The organism is Archangium sp., assembly GCF_036277355.1.
GTDB lineage: Bacteria > Myxococcota > Myxococcia > Myxococcales > Myxococcaceae > Archangium.
On record NZ_DASUNC010000017.1, the window covers coordinates 160,508 to 177,516 of the forward strand.

The following is a 17,009-nucleotide window of genomic DNA, read 5'->3' on the forward strand; positions in this document are numbered from 1 at the left end:
AGCGCCCCGCGCATCACGACTGCTCTTCCTTCACTTCGATGAGCAGCGTGCCCTCGTCCAGTTGGATCTTCTGCGTGTCCTTGGCACTCGTGCGCTGCATGAGGAACACGGGCTTGTCGTCCGTGTAGAAGTGCTTGAGCGCGGTGCCATTCTCGGGAGTCTTCCCCACCAGCAGCTGCACGCCCTGCCCGTCCTGGGGCATGCGCGCGCCAGTGCGCCAGTCCAGGAAGCGCTTGATCCACGCGTTCTGGAAGCCGAGCGCCACCAGCACCCGCTCGCCCTTGTAGGCCGGGAAGTAGAAGTGGCCGGGCAGCAGGTTGGGGTTGAAGGGAGCGGGGATGATCTGATCGGCGAAGAGAGGGATCTTCACCTTGTACCCGTCCTGGGACGTCTTCGAGTCGGTATAGGCCTGCCAGGTCTCGTCCTTCTCGGCGCCCTGCTCGCTGACGATGAGGCCCTCCACGTAACGGGGGTAGGCCGGGGGCTGCCAGGCGGGCAGGTCCACGTGGGGATCGTCCTTGCGCTCCAGCCGCGTGCTCATGCGGAAGGAGAAGAGCGCGCTGGGATCGTTGTAGACCTCTTCCTGGCCCTGCTCTTCCGACACCTCACCGGACACGTGCAGGCTGCGGACGCGGAGAGGCTCGCCCGCCGCGAGGCCCGCGGCGTTCCAGGCGGCGTTGTCCGGCAGCTTCACCAGGGCGCCCGGGGTGAACGTCTTCTCGGGGAAGGAGCGCCAGACGAGCTCCATCTCCGGGCCGCGCCACTTGAGCCGCGCCGTCTCCAGGTCCACCCGGGCCTGCACCTCGTCCGAGATGGGGGTGACCAGCAGCACGTCCTGGCGGATGCCGGCGACGGCCTGCGTCTGGGTCACGGGCTGCGTCTGGGGGCTCTCGGCCGTGGCGTTGAGCACCGTCACGTCGTGGCGGATGACCTCGGGCAGCAGCACCTCCAGGCCCTGGAGGTTGTCCTCCTGCAGCTTCAGCGGCGTGCCCGAGGCGTCCTTGGCGGCCGCGAACTTGTAGCCGTGGGCGGCGTAGTCGTACGTCCACACGCCCATGTGGCCGTGCACGTACCAGAGCACCCAGTCGTAGAAGCTGGCGCCGCGCTGGGGATCCAACCCCACGAAGATCAGGGAGTGCGAGGTGCCCAGGCCCGCGTCCCAGTCATAGGCGAGGCTGATCTTGTCGCCCTTGTGCTCGTCCAGCACATCCTTGAGCGTCTTGGAGGTGTAGAGGGCACAGGGGAAGTGCTGCCGCCACAGCACGCGCGCGGCGTCGAGGAAGCGGATGCCATAGCGCCGGTGGAGGATGACGGTGGCGCCGCTGGTGGTGGGGACGACCTCCTCGACGAGCGTCTTCTCGGTGACGAGCCCCTTCACCGTCAACGCGGTGTGGGACGGCCGGGCGGACGCCTCGGCGAGCACGGCCTTCACCTCGAGCGACACCTCGACCAGGTCGGGCTTGATGAAGTCCGCCAGCAGCGCGTCCTTCTCCTTGCCACCCTGGGCCGAGTTGTCCGTCAGGAGGAACTCCACCTCCCCTTCCAGCCCCCAGCTCCACAGCTCCAGGGCGAAGCGCTTGATGCTGCCGGCGATGATTTCATGCGCCTTGCCGGCGATGGTGAGGGTGAGCGAGACGGTCAGCCGTTCGTCGAAGGTGCGCTCCATCACCCCTCCTCGTCCTCTTCCACCCGGACGCGGCCGCTCACGGTATGGAAGAGGAGCCGCAGTGTGCAGGGCGCTCCGTTGAGCCGGGCGGTCAGCACGAAGTGCAGCCACAGGCCCGAGTCCCGGCCGCGCAGCTCCAGCTCCGGCTCCTCCAGGCGAGGCTCGAACTGCCGCACCGAGTGCAGCAGCTCCTCGGAGAGCGTGGTCATCAGATCGCGCGTGCCGAACTTCTCCGTGTAGCGGCCCACGCCGAAGCCCTGGACGAAGTAGCCGAAGCCCTCCTTGGTGTTGAGCACGGACTCCAGGTTCTGCCGCACCAGGGGCAGCTCACCCTGTTGGGAGCCGGAGCGCTGCCAGGGGCTGGTGAACTTGTCGAGGAAGGAGGGGCGTGCCATCTCAAGCCCTGCGCCAGAAGAGGAAGACCTGCGTGCCCTGGAGCGACGGGGTGGCATAGAAGGCCATGCCGTTGTCGCGCTGGGCGTACTGCCACTCCTCGCCCATGGACAGCTTGTACCAGGAGATCTCCGGGCCGAAGGCGTGGGGGAAGGCGGGGTGCGGCACGTGCTGGAAGGGAATGCCCCGGAGCGCCAGCCGGCGCACCGCGGGCAGCCGGGCGGGGCTGGCGATCTTCACGCCCTCCATGGAGGGCGGCTGGCTGGGATCCTCGCTGCGCACCAGCAGGTACAGCTCGCTCGGCACGCCCTCGTCCAGCGTGGGCAGCGGCGCGAGGACGAACTGGCCCTCCTTGTGATCGAAGGGCTTGTAGGTGAGCCGCGTGTCCTCGGGGCGGAAGGCCCGGTTGAGCAGCGTCATCCACCCCCACAGCCCCTCGGCGGGATTCTCGTGGAGGTAGGTGGGCATGTCGCTGGTGGGCTCCAGTTCCAGGTAGCAGCACACCTCGAAGTAGAACTGCCGCAGGGCGGCGAAGAAGAAGTACGGGTGCGGGCTGATGCCGTTGCGCATGTCGGTGCGCAGGGCCTGCAGGCGGTGCACCTCGAGCAGCGTGCGGCGGGCACTCGCGAGCCGCTCGCCCCGCTGGTAGCTGTCCAGCAGGAGGGTGCGGAGCTGGCCGTGCGCCTTCTCCAGCAACGAGTCCAGCTCGGCGAGCAGCCCGTTGAGGAAGGGGTTGGGCCCCACCAACAAGAGCGGCGGCACCTTCCGGGATGCGGGGCGCCAGGAGCCATCGAGGTTCTTGGAGAAGGACACCAGCTCCAACGAGGAGAGGGCCCTGTCCACGGCCTGCTCGCTGGAGAGCTGCAGCTTGCGCAGCACGCGCTGCACGTTGGGCGGCTCGTCCGCGTAGAGCGGCACGCCCTCGGTGCCGCGCGTGTCCTCCAGCAGGTGCAGGAAGACGGTGACCTCCGCGCGCCCGGTGGCCTCCAGCGAGAAGGACGGCAGGGCGGCGTTGCCGGGCACGTCCACCAGGAAGCCCCCGGGCAGGACGGCGGTCAGTGAGGAGATGGAGAGACTGCCTTCGGCCAGGAGTGCTTCACTCCACGCGAGCGAGGCGATGCCCACCTGGGGCAGCCCGGACAGCCCGGCGTGTACCCGCGCCTCCGCGGAGAGGGACTCATCCTGGGCGCGAAAGTGCTCGGGAAGGAGCGTCTGGCCAACCTGCCAGCGGACCCGCGCGAGCTTGTGGTGCTGCATAGTGTTGCTTCCTGGGGTGAAGGGTCAAAGAGGCCGTCTCGCTGGAGGCTCTCCAGCCCCTCCCAGGCGGGACTCGAACGCGCCTTCCCATCACCCTGGCAGGAGGAAGCCTCCTCCCGCCAGGGGTCCGACGGGCTAGCGGCGCGCGGTGACTACTCCGCGGTGATGCCCCACTGCTTGGACAGGTTCTTGTTCAGACCCGTGGCCATGTGCACCACCTGCTCCAGGGTCTGCGGCTTGATGCCGATCTGGAGGGTGAAGTTCTCGGGCGACTGCACCTCGCGCGACGCATCATCCGCCACGGAGAGGTTCAGGTCGTTGCCGTTCTTCTCCAGGATGCCCTTGAGCTCGGCGTCCAGGTGGTTGGACTTGAAGTACTTCTTCTCCTTCGGGTCGTACTCGTAGACCACGTAGTTGAAGGTGACTTCCATGTTGGTCCAGTCCGTGAGCAGCTTGGCCTGGAGGGCCTGCTTGTTGGACGTGGAGATCTGCGCGGACAGGTACATGGCGTCCGTGGTGCCCGTCTCCCACAGGTAGTGGCTGAGCACGCCCACGACCTTGGAGCCGAAGTCGGAACCCGGCTGCTCCGGATCCTTGATGGTGGCCTGATCGGCGACCAGCTCCACATCACCCACCACCAGCTTGGTGATGTAGCCCACCGGCGTCTGCTTGTCCTTCTTGAAGTTGAAACCCTGGTACACGTCCAGGGACTTGGCGTACTGAGGCATTTCGCCCTCCTGCGCTTGATTGAATGGGGACTACGACGGGGGCCTGGTCATCCCAGGCGGGACTCCAACATCAGCTCCACGTTGAGGCCTTCGAACTGGATGTGCGGAAGCACGGCCACCTTGCAATCATACCAGCCAATCTCACCCGGGCGGGCCTCAACCTGCACGGCCACGGACTTGAACGGGAAGCGCCGCAGCGTCAGGTCGTCCGGGTTGGTCACCGTGGTGACGTAGCCCGACAGCCAGGACTCGATCTGCCGCTGCACGTAGCCGGCGTCCGCCGTGCTCCCGATGTTGTCGCGCTGGATGCTCTTGATGTAGTGCGCCAGGCGCGTGATGGAGAAGGTGTAGGCCAGGTTGGTGACGAGCTGCGAGTTCTCGGAGTCCTTCGGGTCCTTGAACTTCTTGGCCTGCTTGATGGACTGGGTGCTGAAGAAGGCGGCCTCGCCCGTGGACTTGCGGTACACCAGCGGGATGAAGCCGTTGCGGGCGAACTCGTACTCGCGGTAGTCCGGGATGGCGATCTCCACCGGCGCCTGGATCATCTTCTGACCGCGCAGGGTGAAGGAGTCCACGGGCAGGCCCGTGACGAGACCGCCGCTCTTGGGGCCGCGGATGGACTGGCACCAGCCGGACATCTCGAAGGCCTTCACCAGGTTGCGGCCCATGAGGAAGGCCGTGTTGCCCCACAGGTACTTCTTGGAGTCACCCTGGGCGTCCTCCTTGAAGTTGAGCACCTCGCAGGGGTTGCTCTCGGGATCCCACGGCAGGCGCACCACGTAGCGCGGCAGCGTCAGGCCGATGTAGGCGGCCTCTTCCTTGTCGCGCAGCTCGTGCCACTTGCTGTAGCGCGGGTGGCTGAGCACGCCGTCCAGGTTCTTGAGCGACTCGAGCTGCTCGACGCTGTCGCAGTCGAAGAACCTGGGGCTGGCGGCGGCGATGAACGGACAGTGCGCCGCGTTGGCCACCGTGCCCATGCGCTCCAGCCACGTCAGGTCCGCGCGCGAGGCGCTGAAGTCGTACAGGCCCAGCATGACGCCGTAGGGACGGCCGCCGAACTGGTCGTACTCCTTGATGTAGACCTTGTCGAAGAGGGCGCTGGAGAAGAGGCTGCTCGAGTTCTTCTCGAAGTCCTCGGCCAGCTCCTCCTTGGCCACATCCAGGATGTCGAGGGTGATGTCGGCCTGGAAGTTGGTGTTGTTGACGAGGTCCTCGAGACCGCGCCACACCGACTCCACCTGCTGGAACTTCTCGTGGTGGAGGATCTCGTTGATCTGCCCCTCGATGAGCTCATCGATGCGGGCAACGGCCTTGAGCACCTCGCCCTTGTCGAAGCGGATCTGCCCCGCCTCGTCCTGGACGGGCTCGACGTTGTAGAGCAGCGCGGCGAGCGAGGACATGAAGCGCTCGTCGCCCGGCACCTGCACCTCGTTGTGGGTGGCGGGCACCAGGCCGGTGCCGATCATCGGCGAGGCGCTGGTGGGCATGTCGAGCCCGCGGACCTTGAACAGCTCATTCAGGTAGTTCTTTTCGACGGCCATGGGAAGAAGGTTCCTCGGCGTGAAGAAGGGTGCGTGGGGTGATCAGGCCTTGGCGGCCGAGGTACCGGCGGCGAGCGCGGGCTGGTCGGACTTCGCCTTGGCCGGCGTGGGCAGGCGCATGGACTCGTAGCTCTTGAGCGCGTCGCTCTCCAGGAGCTTCTGCAGCTGCTCCTTGTTGGAGAACAGCTCGTAGAGGGTGCGGCGCAGCTCCTTGCGGTTGTCGATGTCCGACTGCATCTCCATGAGGAGCTTGCGCAGGAGCATCAGCGCCTTGAGCTTGGGCACGTGGTGGACGATCTCGTCCGGGTGGAAGGACTTCATGCGGTCGATGGGAAGCTGGACCTGCATCTTCCCCTCGCCATCCGCGCTGACCTTGTCGTCCACCTCGAACGAGATGGACATCCCCATGTCCTTCATCAGCTCGTTGATGTTGGAGCCGGTGACCGAGCGCATGGCGCGCTCGTCCAGGTCCAGCTGCCGGTCCTTGGAGCTCCCCTGCGAGAAATCACCAAGCACCACGACGCGGAAGGGCAGCTTCACATCTTCCGGCTGGCCGTTGATCTTGGTGCGGTAGACGAGCGTAATACGAGACTTGGGCAGCTTGTCCTGGATGGGCACGGCTTCTCCTTACACCGAGCGGTCTGCGTCCCCTGCTTGCCCCCGCGCCGACCCCCACCACCGCAGGACACAGCCCGCTGTGTTCTGGATCGGGAGTTTAGGGAGAAGCGATTACAGGGGTCAAGGGAGGCTCTCCCGCCTCAGGAGCCACCAGGCGAGGAAGAACGCGACGTGTCACCCGAAAACAGGAGGACCTGCCGGGTCTGCACCTCGGCGCCGTGAAGCGGATCATAACCGAGGTGGCTCTGGCGCTCGATGCGCAGGAAGCCCTCTTGTTCTCGCAGCACGAGAATCACGGTGAGCATCAGCACCGTCTCGGAGAGCAGCGGCAGCAGCTGCGCCTCGAGGCGGCGCTGGGCCTCGATGGCCCAGGGAACCCCGCTGCTGCAGATGGGCTCGTCGGCGAAGAGCCGCACCTCCATGCCACCGGTGGGGATGGAGGCGAAGCCGCCCATGGCGCCGCCCTCACCGAGCGCGCTGGCGCCCAGCCGCATCTCGGGCGCGGCGACCTTCTGCGGGCGGACGTCGCGGCGCACCGACAGCTCCGTCTCGGGGAAGACCTTGCGGAAGAGCCAGTGCAGGGTGCTCTGACAGGTGGGGCGCATCAGGCGCAACCGGTCCTTGGCCGCCTCCGGCCACCCGGGCAACAGGGCCCCTTCGCGCTCCGGGTACAGCCCGGCGAAGCACTCGCGCAGCAGCTGGTGATCGAAGAAGCCGATGAAGCGCTCGAGCCGATCATGGTCGAGCTGGTCCATCGTCTGCATCATGAAGGACGGGAGCGGGGACTGGGCGCTGAGCAGGCCCACGTTCACCGTGATGATGATGCGCTTGCGCGGCTGGTGGATGAACTGGATGTCGTGCACCAGGTGGGACTGGTGCAGGGTGGTGCGGTGGCTGCGGTACTCGATCTCCGCGTCGCCGTAGCCGGACGTGTTCAGCACGTCCAGCAGCGCCGGGACATCGAAGCCGCGGATGCGCTCGCGGATGCGCCGCTCGAGCGCCTCGTCCATGGCCTACTCCCCTTCCCCCGAGCCCTGCGCGAGGAAGGCCTCCAGATCCACGCGGTAGAGCTGATCCAGCGCGCGGAAGGACAGCGTCTCGGTGCTCTGCAGCAGGGATTCCACCTGCTCCGCGTTGGTGCTCAGCGCGGCGAAGAAGCGGGAGAAGAGCGCGGGCAGGTACACGCGCGGATCGAAGTGCTCCACCACGTTGAGCACATCGGCCGCCACCACGCTGGCGCGCTGGAAGTCCTGGCGCGCGACGAGGGTGTCGAACGCGGCCAGCTTGAGCATCAGCTGGGCCAGGGCCGGAGAGACGGGCATGGTGGGCACGGCCGGGGTGGGAGCGGAGCGCGCGGACGCGGCGGGACGCACCGGGGCCTGGGACTCCTCCTCCGCGGCGGGCTCCTCCGTGGGCTCCGGCCCGGGCTCTTCCTCCGGGGCTGGGGAAGGCAGCGACTGCAGATGGCCCTCCAGCCACTGGGTGAGGCGGCGGAACGGAGCCTCACAGCCGTTGCGAGGCATCGCCCCGGCGAACGCGGAGAAGATCTCCTCGCTGAGCGTGAGCGCCTGCTCCAGGGGCTCGCGGTTGGTGGGGGCGTTCCAGCGCTGCCACGTCTCGTCCTTGAGTCGCTCGTGGTGCTCGAGGTGCTTGTTGAGCACCTTGAGCATCCAGCGCAGACCGCCATCGGCGAAGACGTCCTTGCGCTCGCGGGGCCCGAAGTACTGCCAGTTGATCAGCAGCGTGCGGGAGAGCCCCTGGAAGACGAGGGGCATGGCCTCCAGACCGCCCTCGATGAAGAGACCGAGGAGGTAGGGGCCCACCAGCCGCACGTCGTAGAGGCCCTCGCGCAGCAGCGCCTCGGCGGCCCGAGCCGCATCGAGGTAGGCGCTCTTGGACACCAGACCGTTGACCTTCTCCAGCCGGTCATCCGAGCTCTCGAGGTCCGGGGCCTCGGCATCCAGGAGTTTTTCCAGCAGGTTGCGCTGGAGCGGAGAAGGAGGAAGGGACTTCGCGGACTCAGCCATCTTGCACCGTGAACTGACCAGGGGAGACGACCTGGATGACGCCGCCCCAGTTGCACATGAGTTTGCAGTTGCTGTCCAAGGCCGGCATGTTGCCGATCAGCAGCTTGGGGCAACCGGGCGCCCAGGGAGCCGCAGTGGCGGGCACGCACGGCATGGGCGTGAGCACTCCCATGGCCGCCGCGGTCGCCGCGGCCACCGTGGGGTTGGCCATGGACATGCACATGCCGAAGGGCATGATGTTCAGCATCGGCTTGTTGTCCATGATGTTGGCCGCCGGCGTGGTGGCCAGGATCTTGTTGGTGGGCAGCACCACCATCGAGGAAGGGGCCGCACCGAAACTGCACTGCAGCATGGCCCCCATGACGACCTGGACTCCCATGGCGCACTCCGTGGCGAAGGTTCGCGCGGCGCGCCATCGTCACACACCCTGCCCTCCTTTTTCCAGCAGGTGGCCACGCAGCACGGTGAGGGACTGGAAGAGCGGATCCGAGCTCTTCCGGTGCAGCGCTCCCGTGAGGTACTGGGTGTGGCACCAGGCCTCGTCCACCTGCCCGTCCACCTTGCGAGGATAGAGGGGGATGAACTCGGTCCGGTCCGGCAGGTGCTCCGCCCCGAGCTGGAGCTCGAGCCAGCGGCGGAGCTCCTGCAGCCAGAGGTTGCTCTGCTGCGCCTGGGCACCGGTGAAGACGAGCAGCACATAGCGGTAGTGACCGGCCACACCTCCCGTGGGGGCAGGCACCACGGCGGCGCCCCGTACGAAGGCCAACTCCTGCACGGCCTCGGCCACCTCGACGGCCGGGTAGACACGCCCTTCCCTCCTCGCCGTCCGGGGTCCCCCGTAGTGGTACAGGCCGTAGGAGCGAGTAAGGACCAGGTAGGCGGGCGGCCGATCCTTGTCTGGGAGCAGGGTGAAGACGCCCAGATCTCCCGGTGCCTCCTGGCCGCTCATGTTGACGTCGTGCAGCGCCCAGCGGCGTCCGGGAGCGGGAGGCGTCTCCGTGTGCACGTCCCTCACCCGCCGCGGGGAGACGAGCACCGCACCACCAGCGGAGGGATCCACGAGCACGTTGGAGGATGGGGTCGTGGACAGCCCGCACTGCTTGACCCAGGCGCGCCAGGACTGCCAGTCGATGGGCTCCTCGGGGTTGCGGAACCAGTGGGCCACGTTCTTGAGCTGCGTGCGGGCACGCAACAGCACGTCCCGCAGTGCTGGCGTGACGCCGAGCGCCCGAACGGGATGCTCGGTGAGCAGCGCGGGATTGGCCTCGATGTCCGGCAGCTCGAGGTGGAGGTACGTGGCCCCGCGCAGCAGGGTGGCGAAGAGAAAAGCCGGCAGGTGCTGCAGTGGGTGGAAGCCGGGAGCGGCCAGATGCTCTCCGGGACCGACACCGAAGGTGAGCAGCCCATCCACCAGCGCCCCACGCCAGGCGTCCTCCGCGAGGAGCGGAGCCGGCGTACCAGCGGGCTCCACCAGGGGTGAGAAGAGCAGACCCACCGGATCGGCCGGCTTGTAGGTGTGCGAGGTGAAGGCGGGAGAAGCCTGCCCCTGGTTGTTGAGCAACTTCTTCTCGAAACCCTCCAGCAGGAGCACCTGGTGCGGCTCGGCGGCGACGTGGTCCGGCGCGAGCGCGGCCAGGCGGCGCGCGATGAAGCGCCGGCCCTGGGGTGGCAGGAAGCTGATGCAGGCCCCCAGGCCCAGGGCGGCCACGAGTGAGACGAGCAGCTCGCTCCCGACGGAATAGACCAGACACACCTTGGCGCCAGCCTTGACGCCCTGCCGTGCCCACTCCGTGGCCCGCCGTGAGGCCTGCTCGTGCAACTGACGGTAGGTCAGCACCTGCCAGCCGCTCCTGCGGTCGTAGTTGCGCAGGGCCACGCGATCCGTGTTGCCGTGACGGACGACGAGGTCGTGGAAGAAGTCGTAGTGCTGACCCGCGCGGCTCTTGAGGGGAGCGCCGCGGCCCACATGGGCCACGGCCAGGGCGGCGGCGAACCCGTCCGGATCCTCCCAGCTCTGCTGCTGCCAGACGGGCACCCCTACATCCGCCGGGGTACCCGTCTCGAGCTGTTCGAGGATCTTCCTGACGTCGAAGATCATCCGGCTACTCGCGCCTGCGCCGCCGCGAGCCCAGGCCCACGAGCGCCAGCAGCATCAGCATCCCCGCGCTGCCCGCCTCGGTGCTGCCGCAGGCGCAACCACCGCCCGAGCCCGTCAGGATGCGACCAATCCCCTTCACGGGGATCTGAACCTCGGGCTCTGCGATGTCCTGCAATCGCACCTGCACCTCGTCCTCGACCTCACCTGCCTTATCGGGATCAAACGTCACCGTGAAGGTAGCGCTCCCCTCTGGCGGAATGCTTCCTGTCAGGCCGCTCGTCCCCAGGCCGAAAGGAGACGCATCGAGCGCTTTCATCGTCACCACTACATTCTGCGGCTGGGGCGACTTGTTGGTGATGGTGACTGTTTTGGTCTGTGCTGGCGCCGTGGCATCCACCCGGCCGAAATCCAGACTGGCCACGTCGGTACTGAGAACGCGTCTCGTTGCCTTGCCCTGCATCTTGAACACCACTGCCCTGGGCTTCAGCGGAGAACTCGTCCCGAAGTACAGTTCGGTCTCGGACGTGGACTCCACCACAGGCTGGTATTTCACCTTCTTGATGACGGGCTCGCCGGGATTGAGCACCAGGCCCTCCAGAGAGGCCCAATCGAAGAGGAAGGGCTCGCCGTTGCTGTAGATCACCTCTGGCTTGAGAAGGGTGATTGGATCACTGCTCAAGTTCATGAGGGTGATCGGCTCTTCTCGCATGCCGGTCCCAGCACGCACTCCACCGAAGTCCAGTGGTGAGGGGTTGATGGAGAGCACCGTGGGAATGCCCTTGCCACGCAAAGGAACTTCTATCGGCGAAGGCAGTTGGGCGAAGAAGAGTTTCAGCACACCATTCGCATCGGCCTGGGCCCGTGGCCTGAAGGTCACATTCAGGGGAAACGGCGTGCCGCGAACCAGCTCAACCGACGTTGGCAACGTCGCTGGTATGAACTGCGCGGAATCCGTCCCCACGACCAGGGCCCCCGTGAGGTTGATGCGGCTGTCCGTGTTGTTGGAGATGTGGAGCGTGCGCGGAAGCGAAGTATTGTCCACGAGTTGCTGCCCGAAATCCAACTCCGACTCCACCGAGACGGGATCACGAACTCCCACACCCACGATTGACACCAATACACGCGGTACGCTCGTACTGCTCGGCACCGCGAGCAACTGGGCCGAAGCCAACGGTTGCGCGTCGGTCGGCGAGAATGTCACGAACAACGTCTCGCTCGCCTTTGGCGCGAGGGGAATGGGCAAATCGGAATGCGTCAACTTGAACGTTTCGCCCGTTTGGCTCAGCGTTATACTGTTGATGGAGACCGAACCGTTGCCCTCATTGGAGATCTTGATCTGGGCCGTGGAGGAGGAACCCAGCAGGACTCCCTCAATCTTCAGGCTGGGTGGATCCACGACCAGGACAGGCGACGTCCCCTCACCCGAGACATCGAACCTGACGGTCTTGGCATTCGAAGTAATGACTGCCCTCGCCTCCCGGAGACCTACCGCCGTCGGGGAGAACTTCAGTTCGACAGGGACGACGTCCCCGGCATCCACCGACAAGGTGAAGAGGGTGCCCCCATCGGCACTGCGGCCGACACTGAAATCCGACGCCATGTCATCGGTGCCCGCTGTGCCCCCATCCAGGACGGTCTTCTTGTCGAAAGAGATGTCATAGATTTGCAGGGTCCTCACGCCTTTGTTCCTGATGGACAACGTCTGTGAGTTGACCCCGCCCACATTGGTCTTGTTGAAAGTGACGCTCGGGCGGAGCAACTCGACCTCCGCGCCCTCGCCCGTGCCCGTCACCGTCAGATTATGCTTGGGATTGAGCGCGGAATCAGTCTGGATGACGAGGTTCGCGCTCTGATAACCGTTCACGAGGGGCCTGAACGCGACGAAGAACTCGTGCACGTCCACAGCTCCGGGCCTCAGCGTCATCCCAGTGTTGAACCCCGTGATGATGAAGGGATTCTCCTCCGTCGAGTTCTGGATCGTCGCACTCACGAGCGTCAGTGGGGCATCTCCCCCGTTTCTCACCCGCACCGCCACCTTCGCGGAAGAAGACCCCACCTCCGCTCCCCCGAAGTTGATATCGGTGGGAGACACACTGCTGAGCCCATCGATGCCTGTTCCGCTCAACGCCAGAGGCGGGACCGTATCAATGGCATTGCTGAGAATCGTCACACTGCCCTCCACCAGGCTTCGCACCGAGGGCGTGAAGATCACGTCGAGCGCACGCGTTCCTCCCTCCTTGGGCACCACCAGCGGGGCCTCTGGAGAAGGGAGTGACATGGACGGAGAGATGGCAAAGTCACGAGTGAAGACAAGTCCCTGGATCTTGAGATCGGCCTTGCCATCATTCGTGATGAACACCCGCTGGGGCAGGCTGGGGCTCCCCACGCGCTGATTACCGAAAGCAAGGAGAGACGAGGACAGCCTGAGCCGGGCGGCAACGCCATTGCCAATCAGGGGGAGCTCTACCGGATTGTTGACGGCGTTCGAGTTGATGACGAGAGTCGCGGAGGATTCGGCATTCTGCGTAGGCGTGAAAGCCACCGGGAACTGCACGTACCCGCCATCAGGCGAAATGTCCACGAGTGTGCTCGGGCCGCGATATTCGAAAGGAGCACTGGAGACAGCGGTACCGCCGTCTGCCAGCTTGGTGATGACCCTGGCACTGGTCAGATCGAGCGGAGCGCCTCCGATGTTCGTGAGCCGCACCAGTTCCTGTTTCGTACTGTTGACCTCCACGTTTCCGAAATCGAGCGCGGTCTGGCCAGGCTGGCTGGGAAGAGAAATCTGCACCTTCGCCTCAGTGCCCCTGCCCGAGAGCGTCAACGTATGGGAGTTGTGGGTGGCGGAGCTCTCGATGATGATGATTCCATTCGCATCCCCCGTTCTGCTGGGAGTAAACCTCACCTTGAGGGGATAACCTGGACTGCCAGGATTGAGCACCACCGGCGAGGAGAGCCCTTCCACGCTGAACTGACCATCCGAGTTGAATGAGACCCGCGTGAGCGTGATGGCGACCGGGGTTTCGTTCTTGAAGGTGACCTGCTGCTCGCCAGGCGTTCCTCCTACGCGAACGTTACCGAAGTCGATGGTGGTGGGGGACACCCCGAGCGAAGTCTCGCCATTGCCAGACAGGTTGACGGTGACCCTGGGATTGACCGGATCATTGGTATCCAAGGTGATGCTCCCGCTGACCGGGCCCTGTGCGGTGGGGCGGAACGTGACCGCAAGCGTTCTGTCCCTGTCGTCATCCGTCAGGTTGAACGGATCCGTCGAGTCGAGCGAAAAGGGTCCACTCACGCGAACGGAAGTGATGCGAAGAGTACCACTCCCCGTGTTGCTCACCTTCACTGGCGTGGGCGCGCTGACACTCCCCACAGGCAGCAAACCAAAGGCGTATGACGTGGGCTCCACCTTGACAGCGGGCTTCACCCCCCTGCCACTGACCTGGAACTGGCTCTCGAGGAAGTCCGGGTCCGCACTGGTGAGTTTGATGGTGGCCGAAACAGCAGCTGGCATCTCGGAGAGAGGCTTGAACTTCACCGTCAGCGGCAGGTCTCCCGGAGACAGCGTGTACGGGGTTGCCGGAGGAGAAACGAGCGTAAAGGCCGAGTCCCCCTCAATGGAGATCTTGGAGAAGGTGATGGAGCCGGTACCGGTATTGCGCACCGTCACCGTGCCCGTGGTGACGTCGGAACCCACATAGGTTTCGCCAATGTCGAGTCCGCCAACCGGGGCAAACGCGATGTTTGGCTTTACTCCCCTGCCCTTGAGGGTATAGGGGGTGCTGGCGAATGCCGTGTCCGCACTGTTGAAACTCAGGGTGCCGATAACGGATGCGGACATCAAGGCGACAGGCTTGAACTTCACCAGCACCTGCTCCTGTCCACCGTTGGCCGCCAACGTGAAGGCCCCGCTCGGCCTGGTCACGATCGTGAAGGACGAATCACCCGACAGCGTGACGGAATCGATGGTGATGTCGCTGGAACCATCATTGCGGATCGTCACCAACTGCGTGGGCTCGTTGTTCACTCGTACGTTGCCAAAGTCGTACCCGCCAGCCGGATCAAACACGAGGTTGGGATTCACCCCCCTGCCGCTCAGGGTGTAGGGGGTGCTGGGGAATTCCGTGTCCCCGCTGGCGAACGTCAGGGTAGCCGTGACGGATGCGGACATCACGGCCGTGGGCTTGAACTTCACCGTCACCTGCTCCTGCCCTCCATTGGCCGCCAGCGTGAAGGCGCCGCTCGGCTTGGTCACGATCGAGAAGGCCGAGTTGCCCGTCAGCGCCACCGAATTGATGGTGATGGCCATGCCGCCGGTATTGCGGATGGTCACGACCTGCGTGGGTTCGGTGTTCACTCGCACGTTGCCGAAGTCGTACCCACCGGCCGGCTCCAACACGAGATTGGGCCTGACGCCCTTACCGCTGAGGGCATAGGAGGTGCTGGAGAATTCCGAGTCCCCACTGGCGAACGTCAGGATGCTCGTGGCGGCAGTGGTCATCGGGGCGGTAGGCTTGAACTTCACCGTCACCTGCTCCTGCCCTCCGTTGGCCGCCAGCGTGAAGGCACCGCTCGGCCTGGTCACGATCGTGAAGGACGAGTCTCCCGCCAGCGCCACGGAGTCAATGGTGATGGGAAGACCACCGTTGTTGCGGATGGTCACCACCTGTGTGGGCTCGGAATTCACACGCACATTGCCGAAGTCGTACCCACCGGTCGGTGACAGTACGAGGTCGGGCTTCGCCCCCCTGCCGCTCAGGGTGTAGGGGGTGCTGGGGAATTCAGTGTCCCCGCTGGCGAACGTCAGGGTGCCCGTGACGGATGCGGACATCACGGTGGTGGGCTTGAACTTCACCGTCACCTGCTCCTGCCCTCCGTTGGCCGCCAGCGTGAAAGCGCCACTCGGCCTGGTCACGATCGTGAAGGACGAGTCTCCCGCCAGCGCCACGGAGTCGATGGTGATGGGGATGCCTCCGGTATTGCGGATGGTCACGACCTGCGTGGGTTCGGCATTCACCCGTACGTTGCCGAAGTCATACGGACCGGTCGGCTCCAACACGAGGTTGGGCTTCGCCCCCCTGCCACTCAGGGTGTAGGGGGTGCTGGGGAATTCCGTGTCTCCGCTGGCGAAGGTCAGGGTGCCCGTGACGGATGCGGACATCACGGTCGTGGGCTTGAACTTCACCGTCACCTGCTCCTGCCCTCCGTTGGCCGCCAGCGTGAAGGCGCCACTCGGCTTGGTCACGATCGTGAAGGCCGAGTCACCCGTCAGCGCCACGGAGTTGATGGTGATGGGGAAACCACCGGTATTGCGGATGGTCACGATCTGCGTGGGTTCGGCATTCACCCGTACGTTGCCGAAGTCATACGGACCGGCCGGCTCAAACACGAGGTTGGGTTTGACGCCCCTGCCGCTGAGGTTGACCGTGGCGCTGGTCTTGAACGCATCTCCAGCGATGTTGAAACCAAGCGTCCCCGTGACGGAAGATGCCATCGGGGCAAGGGGCTTGAATTTCACCGTCAACGTCGTCTGTCCACCCCCTCCTGGCAGGGTGACTGAACCACCCGGCGGAGACACGAGCGAAAAGGACGAATCACCTGCCACGGCAATACCACTGAGGGTGACGTCGGTAAGGCCGGTATTGCGAACCGTCACCGTCTGCGTGGGTTCAGTGCCCACACGCACGTCATCAAAAGCGAGTGATTCAGGACTCACATCGGTGGCGAAGCTCACCCCCGTTCCGGAGAGAGGGACCTCCGTCGTGGCATTGGCGGCATTGCTGGCGATGATGAGGTTACCAGAGAAAAATGCCAGGGCATCGGGCGTGAACTGTACCTTGATGACCTGGGTTCCACCGTTTGCATTGACGACAAGCCCCCCAGCGGGGATGGTGGGACTGACAATCGAGAAGACAGGGTTGTCAGTGGAAAGCCCGGAGACCGTCAGGGGCGCGCCGCCGTTATTGGTGATCGTCACATCCTGGGCAGCACTGAGAACGCCCCTCTTCTGATTGCCAAAGTCGATCCCCTCAGGCGAAACCTCGATGCTCCGCTCCGCGACAGTCAATGTGATATCAACATGGGAAGCACAATAATCCCCGTCATTCGGAGCGATCGTGAGTTGGTTCTTGGTCGTACCCGTGAGCCAACCAATGCCGGCGGGGTTCGCTTTGTTGAAAGGCTTCGCTGAATCACAAGCGGAAGGTGGCCCACAGGTGCGATCCGAGACGGAGAAGGTGGTGCCACCACCAGCACCAGTGTAGTTGAGAGAAGCACCATTCAGTTTGACGCCAACAGTCGTAGTGCCTTTACCATCACTGTCCACGCTCGCGCCGTACACTTCCGCCTTGAATCCCACGACCAGCAGGCCGGCGGGAATAGTGACGTCAATGTCCTTCGTCCACTCAGGAGAGGTCGCACTACCTGGGCAGCGGTACCCACCGGATCCACACGAGAGGCAAGTGGTACTCGTGCCCGGACCGTTCCCCGTCCACTTGAGGGTATGAAGAATGGGGTCGGTGGAGACCGCCGCAGACCTTCGCTGGAGCGAGACGGGTGGAACCGCAGGAGCCGCTGGACCCGTTCCCTCTGGTTCACTGGACCTACACGACGCCAGCACTCCAAGAAACAGCAGGGCCAACACCTTGAGTCGGAGCACTTGTCTCTCCCCACGTAAAG

At 64.9% G+C, this 17,009-nt stretch carries 11 protein-coding genes; all 11 read right to left on the reverse strand.

The features are described 5' to 3' along the window. Positions 1-13 precede the first annotated feature (13 nt). Complete coding sequence (locus VFZ09_RS04175) at positions 14-1,666, reverse strand: hypothetical protein (RefSeq protein ID WP_329726160.1); 1,653 nt, start codon at positions 1,664-1,666, stop codon at positions 14-16. Then, positions 1,666-2,061 (reverse strand): GPW/gp25 family protein, encoded by a 396-nt coding sequence (locus VFZ09_RS04180; protein WP_329726161.1) that lies wholly within the window; start codon positions 2,059-2,061, stop codon positions 1,666-1,668. Before VFZ09_RS04180 ends, VFZ09_RS04175 begins: the two co-directional genes overlap by 1 nt. A gap of 1 nt (position 2,062) precedes the next feature. Then, positions 2,063-3,316, reverse strand: a complete 1,254-nt coding sequence (tssK, locus tag VFZ09_RS04185; RefSeq protein WP_329726162.1) for a type VI secretion system baseplate subunit TssK — start codon at positions 3,314-3,316, stop codon at positions 2,063-2,065. A gap of 152 nt (positions 3,317-3,468) precedes the next feature. After that, positions 3,469-4,044: a hypothetical protein gene (locus VFZ09_RS04190; RefSeq protein WP_329726163.1), complete on the reverse strand. Its 576-nt coding sequence runs from the start codon at positions 4,042-4,044 to the stop codon at positions 3,469-3,471. 47 nt (positions 4,045-4,091) lie between these two features. Then, positions 4,092-5,585 (reverse strand): type VI secretion system contractile sheath large subunit, encoded by a 1,494-nt coding sequence (gene tssC / locus VFZ09_RS04195; RefSeq protein WP_329726164.1) that lies wholly within the window; start codon positions 5,583-5,585, stop codon positions 4,092-4,094. A gap of 42 nt (positions 5,586-5,627) precedes the next feature. Beyond that, positions 5,628-6,203 (reverse strand): type VI secretion system contractile sheath small subunit, encoded by a 576-nt coding sequence (gene tssB, locus VFZ09_RS04200; RefSeq protein WP_329726165.1) that lies wholly within the window; start codon positions 6,201-6,203, stop codon positions 5,628-5,630. A gap of 140 nt (positions 6,204-6,343) precedes the next feature. After that, positions 6,344-7,213 carry a hypothetical protein gene (locus VFZ09_RS04205; protein WP_329726166.1) on the reverse strand — a complete coding sequence of 290 codons (870 nt, stop codon included), beginning with the start codon at positions 7,211-7,213 and terminating at the stop codon, positions 6,344-6,346. A 3-nt stretch (positions 7,214-7,216) separates the two neighbouring features. After that, positions 7,217-8,230, reverse strand: coding sequence for a type VI secretion system protein IglI family protein (locus VFZ09_RS04210; protein WP_329726167.1), 1,014 nt, complete (start codon positions 8,228-8,230; stop codon positions 7,217-7,219). Next, positions 8,223-8,609: a DUF4280 domain-containing protein gene (locus VFZ09_RS04215; RefSeq protein WP_043411168.1), complete on the reverse strand. Its 387-nt coding sequence runs from the start codon at positions 8,607-8,609 to the stop codon at positions 8,223-8,225. The genes VFZ09_RS04210 and VFZ09_RS04215 overlap by 8 nt, the downstream gene beginning before the upstream one ends. A 39-nt stretch (positions 8,610-8,648) precedes the next feature. Continuing rightward, positions 8,649-10,328 (reverse strand): long-chain fatty acid--CoA ligase, encoded by a 1,680-nt coding sequence (locus VFZ09_RS04220; protein ID WP_329726168.1) that lies wholly within the window; start codon positions 10,326-10,328, stop codon positions 8,649-8,651. A 4-nt stretch (positions 10,329-10,332) separates the two neighbouring features. Continuing rightward, positions 10,333-16,689 carry a choice-of-anchor D domain-containing protein gene (locus VFZ09_RS04225; protein WP_329726169.1) on the reverse strand — a complete coding sequence of 2,119 codons (6,357 nt, stop codon included), beginning with the start codon at positions 16,687-16,689 and terminating at the stop codon, positions 10,333-10,335. Positions 16,690-17,009 lie beyond the last annotated feature (320 nt).